We start from the raw sequence: 24,308 nt of genomic DNA on the forward strand, positions 1-24,308 counted from the left end.
CGCGGGGTCGGCACACCGCGCGCGGTACACCGACGCCGGCCTGTACCACTGCCGCAGCAGCGGGAACTGGGCGCGCACCGAGCACACCAGCTCCGTCCTCGCCGAGCTGGGCCCGCCTCGGGCGGGCGGCGGCGGCCGGGGGTGCCGGCGGTGCTGAGATCCTTGGAAGGAGACGGCTGGCCCCGGGCGCTCGCCGAAGGCCTGGCGACGCCGGGGAGGCACGCCACGTGGTGTGCGGGGCCGACGGAACCGGGTAACGTCTTCGTCATGTTCTTCCAGACGCCGATGTACGAGTGAGCGCGTGATGGGCCCCTGCTGACGTCCTTCGACGTCGCGGCGACCGTCCCCCACCGATGAATCCGTAGATCACTTCACATCATTCCGGGAGAACCCGTGAGCAAGAACATCAACAACCCCGTGGGTATGGGCGGCGGCCTGCGCAAGAGGCTGTCCCGCGCCGAACGGCAGAACAACGGGCCGCACCGCAACCGCGACCGCCAGGGTGCCGCCGACCAGAAGGTGGAGCTGGTGCGCAAGATGCGCGAGAAGGCGGGCGCGGCTGAGGGCGCCGGGCAGACGGGCGACGACCCCGCACAGAGCTGAGGCACCGCCGCCGCAGGGCGGCACCGCACGGCAGCAGGGTCCGGACCGGCGACGCGCACGGTCCGGGCCCTGCTGGCGTGGCGGGGCTCTGCTGCCGTACCGGGCGCGGCCGGTCCCGATCACCTCTCGGACGACCACCCGGCGGCTGATGCCGTGTACGGAGGGAACCTCTGGCTCAGGTCACCGTCCCAGCCACTTCTTCCAGGTTCCCGGGTTCTCCTCGATCCAGCGCTCGGCGGCCTCGTCGGGTGCCAGCCGCTCGGAGGCGATCAGTTCGGAGACCTCGTTCTGGTCCTCCTCCGACCAGTTGAACTTCTTCAGGAAGGCTGCCGCGTCCCCGCCCCGCTCGGAGAAGTCCGCGTTGAGGTACTTCTGGAGCGGGGTGGTCGGGTAGGCGCAGTCGATGTCCTCCGGGGCCTTGGCCGCGCACGCCTCGGAGTACTCCGGGAGTTCCACCTCGACCATCGGCACCTCGTTGAACAGCCACTGGGGCTGGTACCAGTAGCTCAGGAAGGGCTTCTCCTCCTTGGCGAACTGCTGGATCTGGGTGATCTGCGCGGCCTCGGAGCCGGCGAAGACGACCTTGTAGTCCAGGCCGAGGTTCTTCACCAGCGCTTTGTCGTTGGTGACGTAGGACGGCGATCCGTCCAACAGCTGGCCCTTGTCGCCGCTCTCCGGGGTGCGCAGCTCGTCGGCGTACGTGTCGAGGTTCTTCCACTGGGTGACGTCGGGGTGCTCGTCCGCCCAGTACTTGGGGACGTACCAGCCGATGTGCCCCGTGACGCCCAGGTCGCCCCCGGGGACGATGGTCTTCTTGTCCTCGACGTACAGCTTCTCCTGTTCGGGGTGGCCCCAGTCCTCCAGGATGGCGTCCACCCGGCCCTGGCTGAGGGCGTCCCAGGCGGGGACCTCGTCGGTCTGGACGAGGTCGACGCGGTAGCCCAGCTCGTCCTCCAGGAGCTTCTGGGCGACGGCCACGTTGGCCTGGGCGCCGACCCAGGACTGCACGGAGAGCGTGACGGTCCTGATGCCGGCGGGGGCCGCGAACGGGGACGCCTGCTTGGTCATGTCCGCCGCGCCGCAGCCGGTGACGGCCAGCAGGGCGGCGGCCGAGGCCACGGCCGCGGAGGTGCGGAGACGGGTACGGGTACGGGTGCGAGCCATGTCAGCTCTCCTTCCGTCGGCGTCGGGTGGTGGGCTGGGTGACCCGGTCCAGCGTCAGCCCCAGGCAGACGATGGCGGCACCGGCGACGAGGCCGGTGGCGAGGTCGCCCTGGGCGAGGCCGAACACGACCTCGTAGCCCAGCGCTCCGGAGCCCACGAGACCGCCGATGATGACGACGGCGAGGACGAGGACGACACCCTGGTTGACGGCGAGCAGCAGGGCTGGCCTGGCCAGCGGCAGCTGGACCTGGCGCAGCTGCTGGCCGGGGGTGGCGCCGAGCGAGCGGGCACATTCCATCGCGGCGGGGTCCACACCCCGCAGGCCCTGGGTGGTGATGCGCACGACGGCGGGCAGCGCGTAGACGACGGCCGCGACGGCGGCCGGGGCGCGGCCGACGCCGAAGAGGGCGACGACGGGGATGAGGTAGACGAACTGCGGCATCGTCTGGAAGACGTCCAGGACGGGGCGCAGCAGGCGTTCGAGGCGTGTACTGCGTGCGGCGCCGACGGCGATGGCGAAGCCCAGGACGAGGGTGACCGCGACGGCCGCGAGGACCTGGCTGAGCGTGTCCATCGACAGCTCCCAGACGCCGAGGACCCCGATGCCGGCCATGGCCAGCACGGCGGTGAGCGCGGTGCGCCAGGTGCCGATGGTCCAGGCGAGTGCGGCGACGATCAGCAGGACGGACCACCAGGGCAGGCCCTGCAGGCCGCCGCGCAGCGGGTTGAGGATCCAGCTGGTGAAGTGGGCGGCCCAGTCGGCGGTGCCGCCGATGACGGGGATGCCGGTGTAGAGGTGGTCGACCATCCAGTCCTTGGCCGTGTTGACGGGGCCGGCGATGGCCACGACCCCGCTCTCGGGCCAGACACGGCCGCCGGTGAACCGTCCCACGACGGCGACGGCGGCGGCGGTCACCGCGACGGCCCCCCAGCCGCGCAGGCCGCGCAGGGCTGCCGGCCCGGTGGGTTCCGTGCCGATCTTCCGGCCGGCCGCCTCGGTCGTGCGGTCCAGGACGACGGCCAGCAGCACGATGGGGATGCCCGCGGCGAGCGCGGCGCCGACGTCGACGGAGGAGAGTGCCTGGTAGACGCGGTCGCCGAGGCCGCCGGCGCCGATGACGGACGCGATGACGGCCATGGACAGCGCCATCATGATGGTCTGGTTGAGGCCGAGCAGCAGTTCCTTGCGGGCGAGGGGCAGACGGGCGGTCAGCAGGCGCTGCCTGCCGGTCGCGCCGAGCGAGGCCACGGCCTCCATGACGCCCGCGTCGGCGCCGCGCAGTCCCAGTGCGGTGAGCCGGGCCATCGGCGGAGCCGCGTAGACGACGGTCGCGAGGACCGCGCCGGGCACGCCGATGCCGAAGATCAGGACGACGGGCAGCAGATAGGCGAAGGCGGGCAGCACCTGCATGGTGTCCAGGACGGGGCGCAGGAGGCGGAACGTACGGTCCGAGAGCCCGGCCGCGAGGCCCAGGAGCATGCCCAGCACGACGGAGACGAGGACGGCGACGATCATCAGGGCGAGGGTCTGCATCGTCGGCACCCACATGCCGAGGAGTCCGCACGCCAGGAAGGACAGGCCCGCGGTCAGTGCCAGGCGCACTCCGGCGGTCCGCCAGGCGACGAGGGCGGCGACGGCGGTGACACCGGCCCAGCCGAGGGCGAGCAGGGCCAGGTAGGCGCCGCGTACGGAGAGGACCACGGCGTTGCTGATGTGGCCGAAGAAGTAGAGGAAGAGCGGGTGGCTGTCGCGGTTGCCGATGATCCAGTCGTTGACCTCGCCGAGCGGTGCGCTCAGGTCGATGGTCAGGGCGCCGGGCCAGGTCCCGCCGCCCCAGCGGGTGTGGACGACGGGTACGGCGACGGCGGCTGCCACCAGCAGCAGGAGCAGCTTGCCCAGGGCGGGCCGGCGGCGCAGGGCGGCGAGCGGGCCCGCGGTACCGGGCCGGGCGGCAGGGGTGGTGGCGGCTTGGGCGGTGGCCATCAGACGGTCACCGCCTGGGCCCCCGTACCCGCGACGACGTCGAGCAGGCACGCGTGGTCGACGACTCCGAGGAGCCGGCCGTCCTTCATGACGCGCGCGACGGGGTCGCCGGAGCGGGCGACGGCCTCGATGGCCGCGGAGACGGTGGCCTCGGGGCGCAGGGCCGGGCCGTGTTCGGCCTCGCCGGCGGTCGGGGGGCGCATGGCGGTGGCGACGGTGAGGACCTGTTCGCGGGGGACGTCCCGGACGAATGCGCGGACGTACTCGTCGGCGGGCGATCCGACGATCTCCTCGGGGGTGCCGAGCTGTACGATCTCGCCGTCGCGCATCAGGGCGATGCGGGTGCCCAGGCGCAGTGCCTCGCTCAGGTCGTGGGTGATGAAGACCATGGTCCGGCCCTCCTCGCGGTGCAGCCGGACGACCTCGTCCTGCATCTCGCGCCGGATCAGCGGGTCGAGTGCGCTGAACGGTTCGTCGAAGAGGAGGACGGACGGGTCGACGGCGAGTGCGCGGGCCAGCCCGACGCGCTGCTGCTGGCCTCCGGAGAGCTGGGCGGGCCGGCGCTTCTCCAGGCCTCCGAGGCCGACCTTCTCGACCAGTTCGGCGGCCTTGGCGCGGCGTTCGGCCTTGCCGAGGCCCTGGATCTCCAGGCCGTAGGCGACGTTGTCGAGGACGGTGCGGTGCGGCAGCAGCCCGAAGTGCTGGAAGACCATCGCGGCGCGGTGGCGGCGCAGTTCGCGCAGCCGGGTGCGGTCCATGGCCAGGACGTCCTCGCCGTCGATGGCCAGGGTGCCGCTGGTGGGCTCGACGAGCCGGGTGAGACAGCGCACGAGGGTGGACTTGCCGGAGCCCGACAGGCCCATGACGACGAAGACTTCGCCCTTCTCGACGTCGAAGGAGACGTTGCGCACGGCGGCGGTGCAGCCGGTGCGCTCGCGCAGTTCGGCCGGGGGCAGTGCGGCGTGCTCGCTGCCGGGGATGCGGTCGGCCCTGGGGCCGAACACCTTCCAGAGGTCGCGGACGGAGAAGACGGGTGCGGTGGGTTCGCTCATCGGACGTCGCCTCCGGCGGTCGGGGTCGCTTGGAGCAGTTCGGCGCACTTCTCGCCCACCATCAGGACCCCGATCATGGGGTTGACGGCGGGCATGGTCGGGAAGACGGAGGCGTCGGCGATGCGTATGCCGTCCAGGCCCTGGACGCGCAGCTGCGGGTCGACGACGGCCGCCGGGTCGCCGGGCGCGCCGATCCGGCAGGTGCCGGCGGGGTGGTAGACGGTGTGGGCGACCTTGCGTGCGTACGCGCTGATGTCCTCGTCGGAGGTGACCTCGGGGCCGGGGCAGACCTCGCGCTTGAGCCAGTGGGCGAGCGGTTCAATCTTCGCTATCTCGCGGGCGAGCTTGATGCCGTCGACGAGGGTGCGGCCGTCGTAGTCGTCCGCGTCGGTGAAGTAGCGGAAGTCCAGGGCGGGCTTGGCCCCGGGGTCGGCGCTGGTGAGGTAGAGCCGGCCGCGGCTGCGCGGTTTGGGGATGTTCGGGGTCATCGACACGCCGTGCTCGGGCTTCTCGTAGCCGAGGCGCTCGGGGTTGTCGGTGAAGGGGATCTGGTAGAAGTGGAACATCAGGTCGGGGCCCCGGGATCCGGGGTCGCGCCGCACGAAGAGGCCGGCGTCGGAGTCCATGGCGGAGTTCTCCGGGATGGGGCCGTCGGTCTCCCAGACGATGACCGACTCGGGGTGGTCGAGCAGGTTCTCACCGACGCCCGGTGCGTCGTGGACGACGGGGATGCCGAGCGCCGTCAGGTCCTGCGCCGGGCCGATCCCGGAGTGCATCAGCAGCCGGGGGGTGTCCACCGCGCCCGCGCAGACGATGATTTCGCGGGCGGCGCGCAGCAGCAGTTCCTCGCCGTCCTTGGTGCGGACGTGGACGCCGGTGGCGCGGTTGCCTTCGAACTCCAGCTTGTAGGCCCAGGTTTCCAGCAGGATCGAGAGGTTGGGACGGTCCCCTGCTTCGATGTGCGGGTGGAGGTAGGCGACCGACGCGGAGGAACGCTTGTTGTTCTCCGGGTGGTAGGCCAGGTCGAAGAAGCCGGCCCCCTCGTGGAAGGGCTTCCTGTTGAAGCCGTCGACGCGCGGGACCGCGGCCGCCGTCCGTGCCGCCTCGACGAAGTCGCGGGCGATGGCGTTCCGGTCCTTCTCGTCGACGGGCACGATGTTGTTGCGCAGCCGGTCGAAGTACGGATCCATGGACGCGGCGTCCCAGCCTTCGGCGCCGGCCGCGGCCCACTCGTCCCAGTCGCCGGGCAGCGGCTTGAAGCTGATCAGCGTGTTGTGCGAGGAGCAGCCGCCGAGGACCCGGGCGCGGCTGTGCCGGATGTGGGAGTTGCCGCGTGGCTGTTCGGTCGTGGGGTAGTCGTAGTCGAGGTCGCCGCCGAGCAGTCCGAGCCAGCGGCGCAGGGTGAGCACGTCGTCCCGGTCGATGTCGGTGGGGCCGCCCTCGATGACGGTGACGGTGACGCCGGGGTCCTCGGTGAGGCGGGAGGCGATGACCGAACCGGCGGTACCGCCTCCGACGATCACGTAGTCGGCAGGTTCGGGGCGTGCTGAGCGGGGGGACGGAGGCATCGGTCACTGCTCCTTCTGCAAGGTGCTTGCGTGTGCGTGGTGCTGCGAACGGCCGGGGGACATCCGGTGGACGGCGACTCGGTCAGCCGGCGAACCAGCGCTGGGGGCGCGGGTTGAGGTTCTGGTAGATGTGCTTGGCCTCGCGGTACTCCGCGAGGCCGGTGGGTCCGAGCTCACGGCCCGTACCGGACTTGCCGAAGCCGCCCCACTCGGCCTGTGGGAGGTAGGGGTGGTAGTCGTTGATCCAGACGGTGCCGTGCCGCAGCCGGCCCGCGACGCGGCGGGCGCGGCCGGCGTCGGTGGTCCAGACGGCGCCCGCGAGACCGTAGTCCGTGTCGTTGGCCAGCCTGACGGCCTCCTCCTCGGTGCGGAAGGTCTCGACGGTGAGGATCGGGCCGAAGGTCTCCTCGCGGACCACCCTCATCTCCCGGTGGCAGCGGTCCAGGACGGTCGGCCGGTAGAAGTAGCCGCTCGCGGGCCGTGTGTCGGAGGGTTCGGGGCGGGAGCCGCCGGAGCGGACGACCGCGCCCTCCTCGCGGGCGGAGGCGACGTACGCCTCGACCTTGGCGAGTTGCTGGGCGGAGACGAGCGGGCCGCACTCGACGCCGTCGACGGTGCCCCGGCCGAGCCGGATCGCGTCGGCGCGGCGGGCGAGCTCGGTGACGAAGCGTGCGGAGACCGACTCCTCGATGATGAGCCGGGCGCCGGCCGAGCAGACCTGGCCGCTGTGGAAGAACGCGGCGTTCAGCGCCTGGTCGACGGCGGTGTCGAAGTCCGCGTCGGTGGCGCAGGCGTCGGCGAAGACGACGTTGGGGTTCTTGCCACCGAGCTCCAGGGCGACCTTCTTGACGGTGGGTGCGGCCGCCTGCGCGACCTTCGTCCCGCTGGCGAGGCCGCCGGTGAACGAGACGAGGTCCACGTCCGGGTGCGCGGAGAGCCGGGCGCCGACGGGGTCGCCCGCGCCCGTGACGAGGTTGGCGGCGCCGTCGGGCAGACCGGCCTCGGCGAGCAGCCGGATCAGGTGGACGGTGGTCAGCGGGGTGACCTCGCTGGGCTTGAGCACGAAGGTGTTGCCTGCGGCGAGCGCCGGGGCGATCTTCCAACTGGCTTGCAGCAGCGGGTAGTTCCACGGGGCGATCAGGGCGCAGACCCCGACGGGTTCGTGCACGACGATGCTGTGCACATCGGGGTCGCCCGCGTCGACGACCCGGCCGCCGCTCTCGTTCATCACGAGGTCGGCGAAGTAGCGGAAGGCGTTCGTCACGTCGTCGACGTCAACGCGCCCCTCCTCCAGGGTCTTGCCGGTGTCGCGGCTCTCGGTGATCGCGATCTCCTCACGGTCCCGCTGGAGGAGGTCGGCGACCCGGCGCAGGAACGCGGCGCGCTCGGCGACGGGCCGGTGCGGCCACGGGCCGTCGTCGAAGGCGCGGCGTGCTGCGGCGACGGCCGCGTCGGTGTCGTCGAGGCCGCCCTCGGCGACGAGAGCCAGGACGGTGGCGTCGGCGGGGTCGAGGATCTCGCGGGTCGCGCCCGACGCGGCGGCGTGCCAGGCCCCGTCGATGTGGATGGTCTCCAGCGCCGTCGCGGCGTGAGCCGACGAGAGGTGAGCCGACATGTGGTGGTCTGCCTTCCGTGCCTGAATTGCTCCGCACCGGTCCGGCCGAGCACTGTTCCGCGCCGGTGGACCGGGACGGGGCACACCAGCAGCCAGGACCCCTCCCCGGTCCGGCGGAATGTATGCCGAACAATTCACCCTGGGTGACATGACTCACGGCCCGCCGCACGGATACTCGGCCCCGAGCCCGGAGAGCGGCGGTGTCCGGAACCCTCGGCGGCACGGCGGCGAGGCTCCGGCCCGGGCACGAAGAGGGCGGCCCGGTGCGTTCGTACGCACCGGACCGCCCTCTTCGTCCTCCTCGTGCCCCCGCCTCTCCGTGGAGAGTCAGGCGACGGTCATCGTTCCCGTCCCCTCCCCCACCGCGCCCGAGTCCTCGACGCTCACCCGGTACGTCCGGTCGGTCCCCTCGGCGGTGACGTGCACGCCGGAGTCGTCCCGTACGACGCGGAACGCCGCCGCGCCGGCCCCGGTCAGGTCCGGCACGGTGACGGTCCGCTCACCGCTGCCGGAGCCGAACACCCGCAGGGTGAGGCCGTTCAGCCAGTCGCTGTCCGGGCGCTGGTCGTCGGCACCCCACGGGACCACGGCGCCGTCCCTGACCAGCAGGGGCAGGCTGTCGAAGCCGTGCGTCTCGTGGCGCCAGGCGGGTCCGGTGATCCGTTCGCCGGTGAGCAGCGAGGTCCAGGTGCCCTCGGGGACGTAGTACTCGACCTCGCCGTCCTCGGTGAAGACGGGGGCGACCAGCAGGTCCGGGCCGAGCATGTACTGCCGGTCCAGGGTGCGGGTGGCCGGGTCGCCGGGGAACTCCACGAGCATGGGGCGCATCATCGGGACGCCCGTGCGGTGGGCCTCGGCGGCCACCCCGTACAGGTACGGCATCAGGCGGTGCTTGAGCAGGGTGAACTGCCTTGCCACGTCGACCGCTTCCTCGCCGAACGCCCACGGCACCCGGTAGGACACGTTGCCGTGCAGCCGGCTGTGCGAGGAGAGCAGGCCGAAGGCGAGCCAGCGCTTGAAGACCGCCGGGTCGGGGGTGCCCTCGAAGCCGCCGATGTCGTGGCTCCAGAAGCCGAAGCCGGACAGGCTCAGGGAGAGCCCGCCGCGCAGTGACTCGGCCATCGCGGTGAACGAGGCGAAGCAGTCGCCGCCCCAGTGCACGGGGAACTGCTGGCCGCCGGCCGTGGCGGAGCGGGCGAAGAGGACCGCCTCGCCCGTGCCGCGCTCCTTCTCCAGGAGTTCGAAGACGGTGCGGTTGTAGAGCTGCGCGTAGTAGTTGTGCATCCGCTCCGGGTCGGACCCGTCGTGCCAGGCCACGTCGGTGGGGATGCGCTCGCCGAAGTCCGTCTTGAAGCAGTCGACGCCCTGGTCGAGCAGCATCCGCAGCTTGCTGTCGTACCAGTCGCGGGCCGCCGGGCTGGTGAAGTCGACCAGGGCCATGCCGGGCTGCCACAGGTCCCACTGCCAGATGTCGCCGTTGGGCCGCCGCACCAGGTGGCCGAGCTCGGCCCCTTCCGCGAACAGCACGGACTTCTGGGCGATGTACGGGTTGATCCACATGCTGATGCGCAGCCCGCGTGCCTTGAGCCGGGCCAGCATGCCCTCCGGGTCGGGGAAGACCTCGGGGTCCCAGAGGAAGTCCGACCACTGGTACTCGCGCATCCAGAAGCAGTCGAAGTGGAAGACGCTGAGCGGGATGTCCCGTTCGGCCATCCCGTCGACGAAGGAGGTGACGGTCTCCTCGTCGTACGAGGTGCAGAACGAGGTGGTCAGCCAGAGGCCGAACGACCAGGCGGGCGGCAGGGCGGGGCGGCCGGTGAGGGCCGTGTAGCGGGCCAGGACGTCCTTGGGGGTCGGTCCGGCGACGATGTAGTACTCCAGCGACTGGTCCTCGACGCTGAACTGCACCTGGCCGACGGATTCCGAGCCCACCTCGAAGGAGACCTTGCCGGGGTGGTTGACGAAGACGCCGTAGCCGCGCGAGGAGAGGTAGAACGGGATGTTCTTGTACGCCTGGTCGCTGCTGGTGCCGCCGTCGGCCTGCCAGATGTCGACACTCTGGCCGTTCTTCACGTACGGGGTGAAGCGCTCGCCGAGCCCGTAGACGTTCTCCCCGACGCTCAGCGCGAGTTGGGCGATCATGTGGTGGGCGCCGTCGGGGGTGGTGGCGAAGGCCGTGCCCTTGGCGTCGACGCCGGTGAGGCGCCGCCCCTCGGCGTCGAGGAACGAGATGCCCCAGGGGCCGTCGCCGTCCATGCGCAACGTCAGGGGTCCGCTGGTGAGTTCGGTGACCGCGCCGTCCCTGCGGGTGCGGGCGGCGGGTGCGGTGCCGTCGCCGGACAGGAGGGCGAAGTCGGGACCGCGCCTGGCCTTCCCGGCGTGGTGGGTGGTGCGTACGCCGATGACGCCCTCGGCCGGGGAGAAGCATTCGACAGTGATCAGCGGGGTGTTGAGCGTGTCGCCGCGCCGCTCGACGCGTTTGACGGCGGCGTACGCGGTGAGCTGGCCGTCCTCGACGCGCAGATCGCGGATCTCGGTCGCGTAGGAGGCGCGGACGCCCTCACGCATGAGCCAGAAGCCGTCGGTGAACCTCATGAGGACTCCTTGCCGTGGGCACGGGGAAGCGGTCGGGGGGCGGGGGCGAGCGGCACGGCCGTCACGCGGTGAACCCGATGCCGGCGAGGCGTACGGCCCCCTGCAGGGTGACGCGCGCGTCGTGCACCCCGCGGACGTCGAGGGCGGCCCCGACGGTGCGGTAGTCGTACGGTCCGGCCGTGGCGGGGACCACCAGCTCCACCGTCCGCCCGTCCACCGCCAGCGTGACGGATCCGCTCCCCGCGGCGGATGCGGTGACCGTCTGCACGCCGTCGCCGAAGTCGCAGTCGCGGAAGAGGAGTTGGCCGATCCCGTCGACGGGTGCGACGGTGTCGCCCGCCACCTTCGTACGGTCGAGGATCTCCGTGCCCTGCTGCTCGTCGTAGTCGGCGGCCTCCAGGCCGCGCTCCACGACGGGGCGCGGGCCGGACGGCTCGCCGTCGACGACCGCGCCGGCGGTGAGCCGGATGTCGGTGCTGGAGGCGCCGGCGAGGATCTCGTACGCGCCGGGCTCGACGGTCCAGCGGCCGTGCGCCACGCTCCAGTGGCCGAGCTCCTCGACGGGGACGAGGAATTCGACGCGTTCGGCGGCGCCCGGTGCGAGGTGTATCCGGCGGTGGGCGACCAGCTTGCGCAGCGGCAGGTCCGCGGCGGACTCCGTCGCCCGGACGTAGAGCTGGGCCACCTCGTCGGCTGCGCGGGCCCCGTCGTTGGTGACGGTCAGCGCGACCCGCAGCCGCTCGCCGGCCACCTCCGCCGTCAGGTCGGCGTAGGTGAAGCCGGCGTAGGTGAGGCCGTGGCCGAAGGGGAAGAGCGGGGTGCCGTCGAAGTAGAGGTACGTCTGACGGGAGCCGATGATGTCGTAGTCGAGCAGATCCGGCAGATCGGCGTCCGAGGCGTACCAGGTCTGCGGGAGCCGGCCGGCCGGGGACACGTCGCCAGCGAGGATCCGGGCGAGGGCGGTGCCTGCCGCCTGACCCCCGTGCGCGGTCCAGAGCAGGGCGGGCAGTTCGGCCGCCGCGTCGGTGACCGCGTACGGGTAGGCGGAGGTGAGGACGAGTACGGTGCGCGGGTTGGCGGCGCGCGCGGTGCGCCACAGCCGGTCCTGCTGGGCGGGCAGGTCCAGGGTCGTACGGTCCTCGGTCTCGCGGCCGTTGATGTGGGGGTCGTTGCCGGCGACGACGATCACCGTGTCGGCGGCCGCCGCGACCCGGGCCACGGCGTCCTGGCCGCGTTCGACGGTCTCCATGACGAAGACCGTGGCGCCGGCGGCGGAAATCTTCTCACCGGACACGGCAACCTTCGCGCCGTCGGCGGCGACAGTCACGTACCCACCCGTCCCGATGTGCAGAAGGCGGTGACCGCCGTCGTGTCCCTCCACCGCCTCCAGGCGGAACGTCTCCTGGACGATCCAGCCGCCGGGCTCGTCCGCGGACGCCCGGACGTATCCGTCCTCGGCCACGGAGAGGTACAGGCCCTCGTCGGTACGGAAGGTGAGGACGCCGTCGCCCCAGTCGACGAGGGCCAGGTCGGTGGCGGTGGCGCCGCAGGTCAGCGGCGGCAGGTCGGTGCGGCCGGCCAGGAGCGCCGGGTCGAGGGCGCCTTCCGCGCCACGGACCTCGACGCCCTCCGTGGGAGCGGTCCCGGGCACCCGCAGCCAGCCGTCGGCGCACGACAGCCTGACCCGGTCGGCGCCCTCGGCGAAGAGGACGTTCTCCGCGCCGTACCGCTCGCGGAGACCGTCGAGCGGGGTGGAGCGGTGCAGGAGCGTGCCGCTGTACCAGTCGAGCTTGCAGGCGTCCGCGAGGAGTCCGACGACGGCGACGGTCCGGCCGTCACGCGGTTCCAGGGGCAGCAGTCCGTCGTTCTTGAGCAGGACGACGGACTGTTCCGCGGCCTCCAGGGCGAGCGCCCGGTGTGCGGCCGTGTCGAAGGCGGTGACGTCCGCGTACGGGTCGAGCTCCGGGTCGAACTCGCCGAGCGCGAAGCGCAGCATGAGCAGCCTGCGGACGGCCGTGTCGATGTCGCTCTCGTCGAGCAGGCCCTTGGCGAGTGCGTCGCGGATCCGGCCGGTCATGACCGTGGAGTCCTGGCCGTGGTCGGTGAAGCTGTCGACGCCCGCCCTGAGGGAGGCGGCGGTCGCTTCCTCGTGGGTGTCGAAGTAGTGCTCGGAATCGACCAGGTTGGAGGGCGCGCCCGCGTCCGAGCAGACGACGAGCGGCTGGTCGGTCCAGCTGCGCAGCTGCTGCCCCAGGAGCGGGGAGACATGGTTGGGGCGGCCGTTGACCAGGTTGTAGGCGGGCATGACTCCGGCCACCGCTCCGGCGCGCACCGCGTCGCGGAAGGCCCGCAGGTCGTACTCGTGCAGGACGCGCGGGCGGACCGAGGAGGAGGCGGTGTCGCGGTCGGTCTCGTTGTTGTGGGCGAGCCAGTGCTTGAGCACCGGGGCGGTGCGCCAGTAGCGGGGGTCGTCACCGCGCAGTCCCCGGGTGTAGGCGACGGCGATGGCGGAGGTGAGCGCCGGGTCCTCCGCGTAGCCTTCCTCGCCCCGGCCCCACAGCGGGTGGCGCAGCAGGTTCACTGTCGGGGCCCAGACGTTGAGGCCGACGCGGTCGTCCTGGGCGCGCTTGGCCCGCACCTCGTCGCCGACGGCCTCGCCGACCCGGCGGACCAGCTCGTCGTTCCAGGTGGCGCCGAGCCCGACGGCCTGCGGGAAGACCGTGGCGGGTCCCATCCAGGCGACTCCGTGCAGGGCCTCCTGTCCGGTACGGAACGGGCCGATCCCCAGCCGCTCCACCGCGGGGGCGAACTGGTGCAGCATCGCGATCCGCTCGTCGAGCGTGAGCCGCCCGAGCAGGTCGTCGGTGCGCAGGGCGAAGGAGAGCTGCGGGTCGCGGAAGGGCAGCGGATGGTCCGTCACGTGCGGGTCCCCTTGGAGAGGTGGGAGGTTTTCCGGTCGTCACGCTGCGAAAGGACCCTCGATCCGAGGAGAAGATCTTTCGAAGCGCTTCGATGCTCTGTGGCCGACCCCGTGGGTGTCAAGGGCACAGCATCCCCAACCGGGCGCATCCCGGGCATGCCACGCCAGGAAACGGTTCGGAAACAGGTCGGAGGAATCTGGAAACGGACCCTTGTGCGACCGGACCCCTTCACTTAACCTCGCTGCAACATCGAAGCGCTTCGACAACGGTTGCAAGCGCTTCATCTCGGCCGGTGATGTCGCAACCGGCTCGGCCAGTAACGCCCCACCTCAGACACAGGAACCGAACGGCGGTCACCCGCCGCGTGTCGTCCTGGTGCGCCTCGAAGGGTTGACGCAATGACGCCGAATTCCTCTCCCTCCTCCACCGCCCCGAGCCGGAGAAGCTTCCTCGCATCGGGTGCCTTCGCCGCAGTGGCCGTGGCCGGCGGAGCGCCGCTGCTCGCCGCGTGCGGCGGCAGCGGTTCCGGCTCGGCGAGCAAGGAGGGGACGACGACGGGCAAGGCGCTGAAGAAGGTCATGCCGAGCTACGCCCCGACGAATCTGGTCCAGCCCGACGTGCAGAGCGTCAACGGATCGAGCCCCGGCTTCACCAAGCTGCCCGACCCGCTGGTCACCTCGGTGAAGTCCGCTCCGGGCAAGGGGTCCTCGTTCCGGGTCATGACCCCGCTGTGGGGCACCGTCCCGAAGAAGAACAACCCGTACTACACGGCGGTGAACAAGGCGGTCGGCGCGAAGCTCAGCTTCGACCCGCAGGACGGCAACACCTACCAGGACAAGATCGGTGCGGTCCTGGCCGGTTCCGAGATCCCGGATGTCATGACCATCCCCGGCTGGAACATGCAGGGGCAGATCCGGAACGCGATCACCGCGAAGTTCGCCGACCTGGGGCCCTACCTGGCGGGCGACGCCGTCAAGAAGTACCCGAACCTGGCCAACATCCCGACGGGCGCCTGGCAGTACTCCGTCTTCGGCGGCAAGCTGCGCGGGCTGCCCATGCCCAACCCGGTCATCGGAAACGCGTTCTTCTACCGCAAGGACCTCGTCGGCTCCGGTGCCCTGCCCGCGAGCGCCGACGACCTGCTCGCCTTCGGCAAGGAGTACACCGCCCCGAAGAGCAAGGTGTGGGCGTTCGACGACCTGTGGACCTGCATCCAGAAGGTCTACGGTCTGCTGCCCGACGCGCCGCACTACTGGCAGCTGGAGAACGGCAAGCTCGTCCACAAGATCGAGACGCAGGAGTACCGCGAGGCACTGGCCTTCGCCCGCAAGCTGCACGACGGCGGGTACATCCACCCGGACGCCGAGGCCAACAAGGACGCCGACTCCAAGATCCGCTTCACCAGCGGCCACGTCCTCATGTACAACGACGGCACCGGCGGCTGGAAGGGCATGGTCACCGAGCAGGCCGCCGCCAACCCGAAGTTCGACATGCAGGCACTGGACTTCTTCGCCGCGGACGGCGGCAAGCCGGTCCTGTGGCAGGACGACCCGGCGGGAATCTTCACCTTCCTCAGCAAGAACCTGTCCAAGGAGAAGATCGAGGAGTTCCTCGGGATCGCCGACTTCGCCGCGGCGCCCTACGGCACCGAGGAGTTCATGCTGACGAACTACGGCGTCAAGGGCACCCACTACAAGGTCGAGGGCGGGGTGCCGACCTTCACCCCGCAGGGCATCGAGGAGGCCCAGCCCGCCACCCTCCTCTACATCGCCTCCCCGCCGCACACCATCGCCTTCCCCGACGAGCCGCAGCTGGTGCAGGACTACGCCGGCTGGATGGCCCGCCAGGCCCCGCACGTCAGGAAGCCGCTCTTCTTCGGCATGCAGGTCGTGGAGCCCCAGCGCTACGCCTCCCTCTACACCCCCTTCGACGACCTGCAGAAGGACATCCGGCGTGGCCGCAAGAAGGTCAGCGACGTCGACGCCGCGGTGACCACCTGGAAGAACAGCGGCGGCGACAAGCTCCGCGACTGGTACCAGGACATTCTCGAGAAGAACGGCTCCGGCGTCTGACCCGTACGCCACACCTGCGCGTACGCACAACGACAGAACGGCAGGCCGCCGGGCGCGAGGAGCCCGGCGGCCGGGGTGGAGAGCACGACATGGGGAGCACAGGGTGAAGCCTCGGGCCACGGTGGCGACCGACGCGGAGCGCACGGCGGGGCGGGCGACCGTCCCCTCGGGCGAGGACAGCAGCGACGACGACGGCGCGCACGGCCGCTCGCGGGCGGCCGGGCCGCCGGCCCGGCCGTCGAAGCGGGGCGGGAAGAGGACGAAGGCACCGGCCGCGCCGGGCGGCATCACCCGGCGCCTGCGCTTCCGCCGGGACCGCACGCTGATCCTGATGACGGTGCCGGCCATGGTGCTGCTGCTGGTCTTCAACTACATCCCGCTGCTCGGGAACGTCGTGGCCTTCCAGGACTACGACGTGTACGACCTGGGCATCACCGGCAGCCCCTTCGTCGGATTCGACAACTTCACCCGGATCTTCGAGGACCACCGCTTCTGGGAAGTCCTGCTGAACACGCTGGTCATCTTCCTGACCCAGCTGCTCCTCTTCTTCCCCATCCCGATCGCCATCGCCCTGCTGCTCAACACGATCATGAGCGCCCGGGTGCGGGCCTGGGTCCAGGCGATCGTCTACCTGCCGCACTTCTTCTCCTGGGTGCTGGTCGTCACCGTCTTCCAGCAGATGTTCGGCGGCGCCGGTCTGGTCGCGCAGTGGTTGCGCGAGCACGGCCACGAGGGCTTCGACCTGATGACCGACCCGGGCTTCTTCAAGTTCCTGGTGACCTCCCAGGCGATATGGAAGGACGCGGGCTGGGGTGTGATCGTCTTCCTCGCCGCGCTCGCCGCCGTCAACACCGATCTGTACGAGGCCGCGGCCGTGGACGGCGCGGGCCGCTGGCGCCGCATGTGGCACGTCACCCTGCCCGCGCTGCGCCCCGTCATCGCCCTGCTGCTCGTGCTGCGGGTCGGCAGTGCGCTCAACCTGGACTTCGAGCAGATCCTGCTCCAGCGCGACCAGGTGGGCGCGGGTGCGTCCGAGATCCTCGACACCTACATCTGGTGGACGGGCATCAAAACCGGCGACTTCGGCTACGCGGCCGCCGCCGGAATCTTCAAGGGACTGTTCAGCGTCGCCATGGTGCTGGGAGCCAACAAGGTCGCCCACATGATGGGCGAGCAGGGGGTGTACTCCAAGAAATGACGACTCTCCTGGACATGGAAAAGGACGGCAACCCGCCGGCACGGCCCACTGCCGAGCGGGGACGGACCCCGCTCCAGCGCGCCCTGCGCACCGAACCGCGCCCGGTGTGGGAGGAGGAGCCCACCAAGGCGGGGCTCGCCTTCAAGGGCGTCGGACTCTTCGCGATCTGTGCGGTGATCCTGGTACCCATCTGGGTGGTGGTGGTCACCAGCCTCTCCGACACCAAGGCGATCAACGAGGCGGGCGGTCTGGTCGTCTGGCCGAAGAGCGTCACGTTCGTCGCGTACACGGAACTGCTCAGCGGCGGCGCCGTCACCCGCGCCGCTCTGGTGAGCATCGGACTGACCGTCGTCGGCACCGTGTTCAGCATGGTGATCTCGGTGCTGTGCGCGTACGGGCTGAGCCGCAAGGACTCCTTCGCGCACCGGCCGCTGCTGATGACCATGATGGCGACGATGTTCTTCGGCGCGGGCCTCATCCCGACCTATCTGCTGGTCACGGGCATCGGTCTCAGCGACAGCTACTGGTCGATGATCCTGCCGAGCGCCATCAGCGTCTTCAACATCCTGGTCCTGCGCGGCTTCTTCATGGACACCGCGCCCGAGCTGATCGACGCCGCGCGCATCGACGGCGCGGGCGAGTGGCGGATCCTGCTGCAGATCATCATGCCGCTGTCCCGTGCGGTGATCGCGGTGATCTCGCTGTTCTACGCGGTGGGCTACTGGAGCCAGTGGTTCAACGCGATGCTCTACATCCAGGACAGCGACAAGTACCCGCTGCAGATGATCCTGCGCCAGCTGGTCCTCCAGCACCAGGTGCCGCCCGGTGCCATGGGCGCGGCGGTGAGCAGCGGGCAGATCAACAGCCTGTCGGTGCAGATGGCGGTGATGGTCCTCGCGCTGATTCCGGTGGCCGTGCTGTCGCCGTTCGTCCAGAAGCACTTCCAGAAGGGCATGCTCACCGGCGCCGTCAAGGGCTGATCACCACCACTCCCACCCCGTTCCCCACCGGAAGGTGTGTTCGTCATGCGTGCTTCGTCCGTCCCGCAGCCCGAACCCGTACATCCCGACGCGCCCCGGCGCCGGACCGTGCTCGCCGGAGCGGCGGCGGTGGCCGCCACCGCCGCCGTGCTGCCCTCGGCCGCCCCGGCCGTGGCGGCCCGTCGGCCGAGGAGGACCCAGCCGCACCGCTGGCGCACGGCGGCGATCGGCGGGACCGGATTCGTGACGGGCATCCTGTTCCACCCGGCCGTCCGGGGTCTGGCGTACGCACGTACGGACATCGGCGGCGCCTACCGGTGGGACGACGGCGCGGCCCGCTGGACGGCGCTGACCGACCACATCGGCTGGGACGACTGGAATCTGCTGGGCGTCGAGGCCCTGGCCGTCGACCCGGCCCACCCCGACCGGCTGTATCTGGCCCTCGGCACGTACGCGCAGTCCTGGGCCGGTCCGGGCGCGGTGCTCAGGTCGGAGGACCGGGGTGCCACCTGGGCGCGTACGGACCTCACGGTGCGGCTCGGGGCGAACGAGGACGGCCGGGGCACGGGCGAACGGCTCCTGGTCGACCCGCGCGACAGCGAGACGCTCTGGCTCGGCACACGGCACGACGGTCTGCTGCGCTCCACGGACCGCGGGGCGACCTGGGCCGCCGACCCCGCGTTCCCGGCGACCGCCTCGGCGTCGGGCCAGGGCGTCACGCTGCTGGTGGCCGCGGGCCGGACGGTGTACGCGGGCTGGGGTGACGGCGGGACAGCTCTGTACCGCACGGACTCCTCCGGCGGCTGGGAGGCCGTGCCGGGCCAGCCGTCCGCCGGCGCGGCCGCGTCGAGGATGCCGATCCGTGCCGCGTACGACGCGCACACCCGTGCGCTGTACGTGAGTTACGCGGACGGCCCGGGCCCCAACAACCAGGCCGACGGTTCGGTGCACCGGTTCGACACGGTGACCGGCGCCTGGACGGACGTCACCCCGGTCGCACCGGGCAGCGGTGACGCGTTCGGCTACGGCGGGGTGGCGGTCGACGCGGCCCGCCCCGGCACCGTCGTCGTCTCCACGAACAACCGCTGGGGCCCGGTGGACACCCTGTTCCGCTCCACGGACGGGGGCGCGAACTGGACCTCGCTCAAGGACTCGGCGGTCATGGACGCGTCGGAGACGCCGTATCTGAAGTGGGGCGGCGAGACGCCGAAGTTCGGCTGGTGGATCCAGGCGGTGGCCGTCGATCCGTACGACTCCCGGCACCTCGTGTACGGCACCGGCGCGACGATCTTCGGTACGCGTGACCTGGTGCGCTGGGCTCCGGAGATCCGAGGTCTGGAGGAGTCGGCGGTCCGGCAGCTGATCGCACCGCCGTCGGGGGCCCGGCTGCTCAGCGGACTCGGTGACATCGGAGTGATGTACCACGAGTCCCTGACCGCCTCCCCCTCGCGCGGCATGGCGTCCAACCCGGTCTTCGGCACGGCCACCGGCCTCGCTCTCGCCACGCTGAAGCCCTCGTACGTCGTGCGGACGGGCTGGCCGTCGGGCTCCGGCGCCGCGGGCGCCTGCTCCCGCGACGGCGGTGCGAGCTGGCAGCCGTTCGCCACCCAGCCGGAGATCGCCGCGTCCGCTCCGGGGCCGGTCGCGGTCTCGGCGGACGGGGCGACGCTGCTGTGGTCGTTCATCCACTGGGACGGCACGAAGTACGCCGCGCACCGCTCCACGGACGGCGGCGCGACCTGGGCCGAGGTCCCGACGTTCCCCAAGGGCGGCACCCCGGTCGCCGACCCGCTCGACCCCGCGCGCTTCTACGTGTACGACACGGACACCGGGGCCGTGTTCCGCTCCACGGACCGGGGCGCCACCTTCACCCGGGGTGCCGGCCGGCTGCCCTCCGGTGACGTGCAGTTCCGCATCGCCGCCGCACCCGGCCGCTCCGGCGACCTGTGGCTGTCGGCCAAGGACGAGGGACTGCTGCGCTCGACGGACGGCGGCCTGACGTTCACGGCGGTGGCCGGCTGCCAGGCCTCGCACGCCCTCGGCTTCGGGAAGGCGGCCCCGGCGAGGGGCCGGGCCCGCTATCCGGCGGTCTTCCAGACGGGCCGGGTCTCCGCCACGCACGACGGCGTGGCGGTGCTCCGCTCCGACGACGCGGGCAGGACCTGGGTCCGGATCAACGACGACTCCCACCAGTGGGGGTGGACCGGTGAGGTCATCACCGGCGACCCCCGCGTCCACGGCCGTGTCTACCTGGGCACCAACGGCCGCGGCATCCAGTACGCGGATCCCGAATGAGGAACGAGAAGTCCATGCCGTCCCTGCACGACGCCACCCGTGGCCGCGTCCTCTTCGGAGGCGATTACAACCCCGAGCAGTGGCCCGAGGAGGTGTGGGCCGACGACGTCCGGCTGATGGAGGAGGCCGGGGTCAACTCCGTCACCCTCGGCGTGTTCTCCTGGGCGAAGATCGAACCACGGCCGGGCGCCAGGGAGTTCGGCTGGCTGGACCGGCTGATGGATCTCCTGCACGCACACGGGATCGGTGTCGTCCTCGCCACCCCGACGGCCTCGCCGCCGCCGTGGATGGGCGCCCTGCACCCGGAGACGCTGCCGCGCGCCGAGGACGGCACGCTCGTGTCGTACGGCTCGCGGCAGCACTTCTGCCCGAGCTCGCCGGTCTACCGGCGGTACGCCACCGCGCTCACCGAGGACCTCGCCGCCCGGTACGCGGACCATCCGGCGCTCACCGTCTGGCACATCAACAACGAGTACTGCACGCACTGCTGGTGCGACGGGACGGCCGACCACTTCCGCCGCTGGCTGGCCGCCCGCCACGGCACCCTGGACGCGCTCAACGAAGCCTGGGGGACGGCCTTCTGGAGCCAGCGCTACGACTCCTGGGCGCAGATCCTGCCGCCGCGCCGCGCGCAGTACATGAAGAACCCGGCGCAGGTGCTGGACTTCAAGCGGTTCACCTCCGACGCCCTGCTGGAGTGCTACGTCGCCGAGCGCGACATCGTCGCCCGGCACACCCCGCACATCCCGGTGACCACCAACTTCATGCCGATGTGGGCGGGCCAGGACGGCTGGGCGTGGGCGGAGCGGGAGGACGTCGTGTCCGTCGACATCTATCCGGACCCGACGGACCCGCAGGGCGGCCAGTACAACGCGATGCTCGCCGACATGACGCGCTCGCAGGCCGCCGGGCCGTGGATGCTGATGGAGCAGGCGGCGGGCGGGGTCAACTGGCGGGAGGTCAACCACCCGAAGCCGGCCGGCCTCAACCGGCTCTGGTCGCTGCAGGCGGTGGCCCGCGGCGCGGACGCCGTCTGCTACTTCCAGTGGCGGCAGTCGAGGCAGGGCTCGGAGAAGTTCCACTCCGGAATGCTGACGCACGCGGGCGAGCACGGCCGTACGTTCCGGGAGATCAAGCAGATCGGCGCCGAACTGGCCCTGATCGGGCCCGAGGTGAGCGACGCGGCGGTCCCGGCCGAGGTCGCGGTGCTCCACGACTGGGACTCCTGGTGGGCGAGCACCCAGGAGGGCCGTCCCTCCGCCCTGGTCGCCTACCCGGACCTCGTGCAGGCGTGGCACCGGGGGCTGTGGGAGAGCGGGATCGGGACGCGGTTCGCCCGGCCGGAGGCGGACCTGAGCGCCTTCCGCATGGTGGTCGTGCCGCAGCTGTACCTGCTGACCGACGCGGCGATCGACAACCTGGTCTCCTACGCGCGGAGCGGCGGCACGCTCGTGTGCGGCTTCTTCACCGGCGTCGCGGACGTGGACGACCGGATCAGGCCGGGCGGCATGGACGGCCGGCTGCGTGAGCTGTTCGGCATCCGTACGGTGCACGAGTGGTGGCCGCTGGACGCGGACGCGTCGGTGGAGTGCGACGGATTCCGGGGCGGCCTGTGGTCGGAGGAGCTGGAGCCCGACGGCAGCGCGGAGACCGTGTCCGCCTACCGGGGCGGCGAGCTCGACGGGCTGCCCGCGGTGCTGCGCAAGGGCACGGCCTGGTACGTCTCCACGCTGCCCGAGCCGCACGCCCTGCGCGCGCTGCTCGGCGGGGCGGCGGCGGGCGCGGGTGCGCGCCCCGTCCTGGAGGGGCTGCCCGAGGGGGTGGAGGCGGTGCGCCGGGGCGGCCTGCTCTTCCTGCTCCACCACGGCAGGTCAACGGTCACGGTGAAGCTGCCGGGCCGCCACCTCGACCTGCTCACGGGCGTCGAGGCCGACGGCGTCGTGGAGCTGGGACGTTACGGTGTGGCCGTGCTCAGAGACGTCGTCCCCGCATGATCGACGGGACTTGGGAGCCGGCTCCCGCCGCCCGTTGGGAGGACGCGTTCCTCAGCGGCAACGGACGGCACGGCGCCATGGTGTACGGGGACCCGGCGGACGACCGGGTGATCGTCAACCACCACACCCTGGTGCGGCCCAACGGCAGCGAGGACGTCCGGCCTCCCGAGCTCGCCGGCCGGCTCGGCCGGCTCCAGGACGCGCTGCTGAGCGGGGACACCACCGCGTCGGAGGAGTTCGGCGCGGGCCGTCCGCTGGTGTGGGTGCAGCCCTTCCACCCGGCGTTCCGGACCGGCGTCCGCCGTGGCCGGGGACTGCACGAGGCGGTCGGCGGCTACCGGCGCGAGGTCGACTTCACGACGGGCGAGGTGACGGCCTCGTACGAGGCGTGGCGCAGCCGCGTGTTCGTGTCGCGGGCCGACGACGTGATCGTGCAGCACATCACCGACCTCGGGCTGAGCGCGGACGTCCTCCTGGACCACGCCCTTCCCGGCGCCCCGGCACAGCTGGCGGTCGGCCGCTCGACGGTGCTGACACCGGACGGCGCGAACCTGGCACTGCGGGTGGACTACCCGGGCAGCGGTCTGTCGTACACCGGGGTCACCCTGGCCCGGGTCGACGGCGGCACGGTGACCGTGGCGGGCGAGGGCATCCGGGTCGAGGGGGCGCGGAGCCTCACCCTGACGACCCGCGTCCGGCGCGGGGCCGGCCACCCCGCCCTCGGGGCCCTGTGGGCGGCCCTGCCGCACGAGGACTACGCCACCCTGCTCGCCCGCCATCGGCCGCTGCACCGCGCGGCGTTCGGGCGCACGTCCCTCACGCTGCGGGACGCGGTCCAGGACCGGGAGCTGCCCGGCAGCGAGCTGCTCCGCATCCCGAGGAGCCCGGCGCTCCTGGAGCGCCTGTTCGCGGCGGGCCGCTACCATCTGCTGTCCTCGTCGGGGCAGCTGCCACCCCGGCTGACGGGGCTGTGGACCGGCGACTGGGACACGGCCTGGTCGGGGGCGTTCACCACGAACGCCAACCTGAACCTCCAGATCTCCTCGGCCGCCACGGCCGCCCTGCCGGAGGTCACCGAGGCCCATGCCGCCCTGGTGCACGGGCAGTTGGCGGACTGGCGGGACAACGCGCGCGCCATCTTCGGGGCCCGGGGCATCGTCGCGCCGTCCCATACGGACGGCGCGTCGGGCCACACCCGGCACTTCCAGCGCGCCTACCCGCTGCACCTGTGGACGGCCGGTGCGGACTGGCTGCTGCAGCCGCTCCTCGAACACGCCGAGGTGAGCACGGGCACCGCGGATCCGCGACTGACCGGCGCGCTCGTCGAGGCGGCGCTGTTCTACGAGGACTTCCTCAGCCGCGAGGACCCGGACGGAAACGTCGCGGTCGTCCCCTCGTACTCCCCCGAGAACCGGCCGGCGAACGCGAGCTGGGGCACGGTCAACGCGACGATGGACATCGCGGCGGCCCGGCACGCCCTGACCACGGCCGCCGACGTCGCCCCGGACCATCCGTCCGCCGGACTCTGGCGGGCGCTCGCCGCCCGCCTCCCGGAGTACCTGGTGAACGAGGACGGGGCGCTCGCGGAGTGGGCGTGGCCGGGCCTGGAGGAGACGTACGACCACCGCCACCTCAGCCACCTCTACCCGGTGTGGCCGCTGGACGAGATCAATCCGTACGACACCCCGGAACTGGCGGCCGCCGCGCACCGGGCGCTGGAGCTGCGCGGGTCGGAGAACGACTCCGCGCACGGACATCTGCACCATGCGCTGATCGCGGCCCGGCTGCGGGACCCGTCGCGGGTGTCGGCGGCACTGGACGCGGTGCTGGGCGGTGACTTCTTCCACGACTCGCTGATGAGCGCGCACTACCCGTCCCGCGACGTGTACAACGCGGACGCGGCCCATACGCTCCCGTCCGCCGTGATCGAGTCGCTCGTCCAGTCGGCACCCGGCCGCCTGGTCCTGCTCCCGGCCGTCCCGGCGGAGTACCCGGCGGGTGAACTACGGGGTGTGCGGACCCGGTTCGGCGCCCGGCTGGATCTGAGCTGGTCGGCCGAGGGCGCCACCGCGGTCCTGCACCCCACCCGCGCCGCCCGCGTCGACGTGCGTACGGGCGACGGGCTCGCCCTCACCGAGACCTGCGCCGCCGACCCCCGGGTCCCGCTGGACCTGGTGGCCGGCGTGGACCGCGTCCTCACCCTGGGGCCGAGGTAGGTGTTTCCCCCACCGAAACCCCCACCCATCCCCAGGCATCCACGCACGGGC

Annotated in this window: 14 protein-coding genes; 7 read left to right on the top strand and 7 right to left on the bottom strand. The window is 71.8% G+C overall.

Annotated elements, in window-relative coordinates; genetic code table 11:
• The first annotated feature begins 393 nt into the window (after positions 1-393).
• Positions 394-603 (top strand): DUF6243 family protein, encoded by a 210-nt coding sequence (locus tag AB0F38_RS20860; protein WP_361895263.1) that lies wholly within the window; start codon positions 394-396, stop codon positions 601-603.
• 180 nt (positions 604-783) lie between these two features.
• Here AB0F38_RS20860 and AB0F38_RS20865 read toward each other — a convergent pair whose 3' ends face one another.
• The 7 genes from AB0F38_RS20865 to AB0F38_RS20895 form a co-directional block, all read right to left on the bottom strand.
• Positions 784-1,767: an ABC transporter substrate-binding protein gene (locus tag AB0F38_RS20865; protein ID WP_361895265.1), complete on the bottom strand. Its 984-nt coding sequence runs from the start codon at positions 1,765-1,767 to the stop codon at positions 784-786.
• 1 nt (position 1,768) lies between these two features.
• Complete coding sequence (locus AB0F38_RS20870) at positions 1,769-3,751, bottom strand: ABC transporter permease subunit (RefSeq protein ID WP_361895268.1); 1,983 nt, start codon at positions 3,749-3,751, stop codon at positions 1,769-1,771.
• On the bottom strand, positions 3,751-4,803 hold the full coding sequence (locus AB0F38_RS20875; protein WP_361895271.1) for a glycine betaine/L-proline ABC transporter ATP-binding protein: 1,053 nt from the start codon (positions 4,801-4,803) through the stop codon (positions 3,751-3,753). Before AB0F38_RS20875 ends, AB0F38_RS20870 begins: the two co-directional genes overlap by 1 nt.
• Positions 4,800-6,371 carry a GMC oxidoreductase gene (locus AB0F38_RS20880; protein ID WP_361895274.1) on the bottom strand — a complete coding sequence of 524 codons (1,572 nt, stop codon included), beginning with the start codon at positions 6,369-6,371 and terminating at the stop codon, positions 4,800-4,802. Before AB0F38_RS20880 ends, AB0F38_RS20875 begins: the two co-directional genes overlap by 4 nt.
• Before the next feature lie 82 nt (positions 6,372-6,453).
• Positions 6,454-7,986 carry an aldehyde dehydrogenase family protein gene (locus AB0F38_RS20885; protein ID WP_361895277.1) on the bottom strand — a complete coding sequence of 511 codons (1,533 nt, stop codon included), beginning with the start codon at positions 7,984-7,986 and terminating at the stop codon, positions 6,454-6,456.
• 327 nt (positions 7,987-8,313) lie between these two features.
• Positions 8,314-10,581 carry an alpha-xylosidase gene (gene yicI, locus AB0F38_RS20890; protein WP_361895280.1) on the bottom strand — a complete coding sequence of 756 codons (2,268 nt, stop codon included), beginning with the start codon at positions 10,579-10,581 and terminating at the stop codon, positions 8,314-8,316.
• A gap of 61 nt (positions 10,582-10,642) precedes the next feature.
• Positions 10,643-13,501, bottom strand: a complete 2,859-nt coding sequence (locus AB0F38_RS20895; RefSeq protein ID WP_361895283.1) for a glycoside hydrolase family 3 C-terminal domain-containing protein — start codon at positions 13,499-13,501, stop codon at positions 10,643-10,645.
• A gap of 399 nt (positions 13,502-13,900) precedes the next feature.
• Here AB0F38_RS20895 and AB0F38_RS20900 point away from each other — a divergent pair, with 399 nt between their 5' ends.
• The 6 genes from AB0F38_RS20900 to AB0F38_RS20925 all read left to right on the top strand — a co-directional run bounded on the left by AB0F38_RS20900 (position 13,901) and on the right by AB0F38_RS20925 (position 24,257).
• The gene (locus tag AB0F38_RS20900; RefSeq protein WP_361895285.1) at positions 13,901-15,574 is read left to right on the top strand and encodes an extracellular solute-binding protein; all 1,674 of its coding nucleotides are present in this window, start codon (positions 13,901-13,903) and stop codon (positions 15,572-15,574) included.
• A gap of 103 nt (positions 15,575-15,677) precedes the next feature.
• A complete protein-coding gene (locus AB0F38_RS20905; RefSeq protein WP_361895288.1) occupies positions 15,678-16,772 on the top strand; it encodes an ABC transporter permease subunit in 1,095 nt (364 codons plus the stop codon).
• Positions 16,769-17,752, top strand: a complete 984-nt coding sequence (locus tag AB0F38_RS20910) for a carbohydrate ABC transporter permease (protein ID WP_361895291.1) — start codon at positions 16,769-16,771, stop codon at positions 17,750-17,752. Before AB0F38_RS20905 ends, AB0F38_RS20910 begins: the two co-directional genes overlap by 4 nt.
• A gap of 45 nt (positions 17,753-17,797) precedes the next feature.
• Positions 17,798-20,047, top strand: coding sequence for a 1,4-beta-glucanase (locus tag AB0F38_RS20915; protein ID WP_361895293.1), 2,250 nt, complete (start codon positions 17,798-17,800; stop codon positions 20,045-20,047).
• Positions 20,048-20,061: 14 nt separating this feature from the next.
• Entirely contained in the window at positions 20,062-22,041 is a 1,980-nt protein-coding gene (locus AB0F38_RS20920; protein ID WP_361895478.1) for a beta-galactosidase, read from the top strand.
• On the top strand, positions 22,038-24,257 hold the full coding sequence (locus AB0F38_RS20925) for a glycoside hydrolase N-terminal domain-containing protein (RefSeq protein ID WP_361895296.1): 2,220 nt from the start codon (positions 22,038-22,040) through the stop codon (positions 24,255-24,257). The genes AB0F38_RS20920 and AB0F38_RS20925 overlap by 4 nt, the downstream gene beginning before the upstream one ends.
• The last annotated feature ends 51 nt before the right edge of the window (positions 24,258-24,308 follow it).

Source organism: Streptomyces sp. NPDC025273 (assembly GCF_040638585.1).
Lineage (GTDB): Bacteria > Actinomycetota > Actinomycetes > Streptomycetales > Streptomycetaceae > Streptomyces > Streptomyces cinereorectus.

Bases quoted from the DNA above. Each gene is read 5' to 3' on its own strand.
- AB0F38_RS20865 (WP_361895265.1), bottom strand. From the start codon at position 1,767: ATGGCTCGCACCCGTACCCGTACCCGTCTCCGCACCTCCGCGGCCGTG.
- AB0F38_RS20870 (WP_361895268.1), bottom strand. From the start codon at position 3,751: ATGGCCACCGCCCAAGCCGCCACCACCCCTGCCGCCCGGCCCGGTACC.
- AB0F38_RS20875 (WP_361895271.1), bottom strand. From the start codon at position 4,803: ATGAGCGAACCCACCGCACCCGTCTTCTCCGTCCGCGACCTCTGGAAG.
- AB0F38_RS20880 (WP_361895274.1), bottom strand. From the start codon at position 6,371: ATGCCTCCGTCCCCCCGCTCAGCACGCCCCGAACCTGCCGACTACGTG.
- AB0F38_RS20885 (WP_361895277.1), bottom strand. From the start codon at position 7,986: ATGTCGGCTCACCTCTCGTCGGCTCACGCCGCGACGGCGCTGGAGACC.
- yicI (WP_361895280.1), bottom strand. From the start codon at position 10,581: ATGAGGTTCACCGACGGCTTCTGGCTCATGCGTGAGGGCGTCCGCGCC.
- AB0F38_RS20900 (WP_361895285.1), top strand. From the start codon at position 13,901: ATGACGCCGAATTCCTCTCCCTCCTCCACCGCCCCGAGCCGGAGAAGC.
- AB0F38_RS20910 (WP_361895291.1), top strand. From the start codon at position 16,769: ATGACGACTCTCCTGGACATGGAAAAGGACGGCAACCCGCCGGCACGG.
- AB0F38_RS20915 (WP_361895293.1), top strand. From the start codon at position 17,798: ATGCGTGCTTCGTCCGTCCCGCAGCCCGAACCCGTACATCCCGACGCG.
- AB0F38_RS20920 (WP_361895478.1), top strand. From the start codon at position 20,062: ATGCCGTCCCTGCACGACGCCACCCGTGGCCGCGTCCTCTTCGGAGGC.
- AB0F38_RS20925 (WP_361895296.1), top strand. From the start codon at position 22,038: ATGATCGACGGGACTTGGGAGCCGGCTCCCGCCGCCCGTTGGGAGGAC.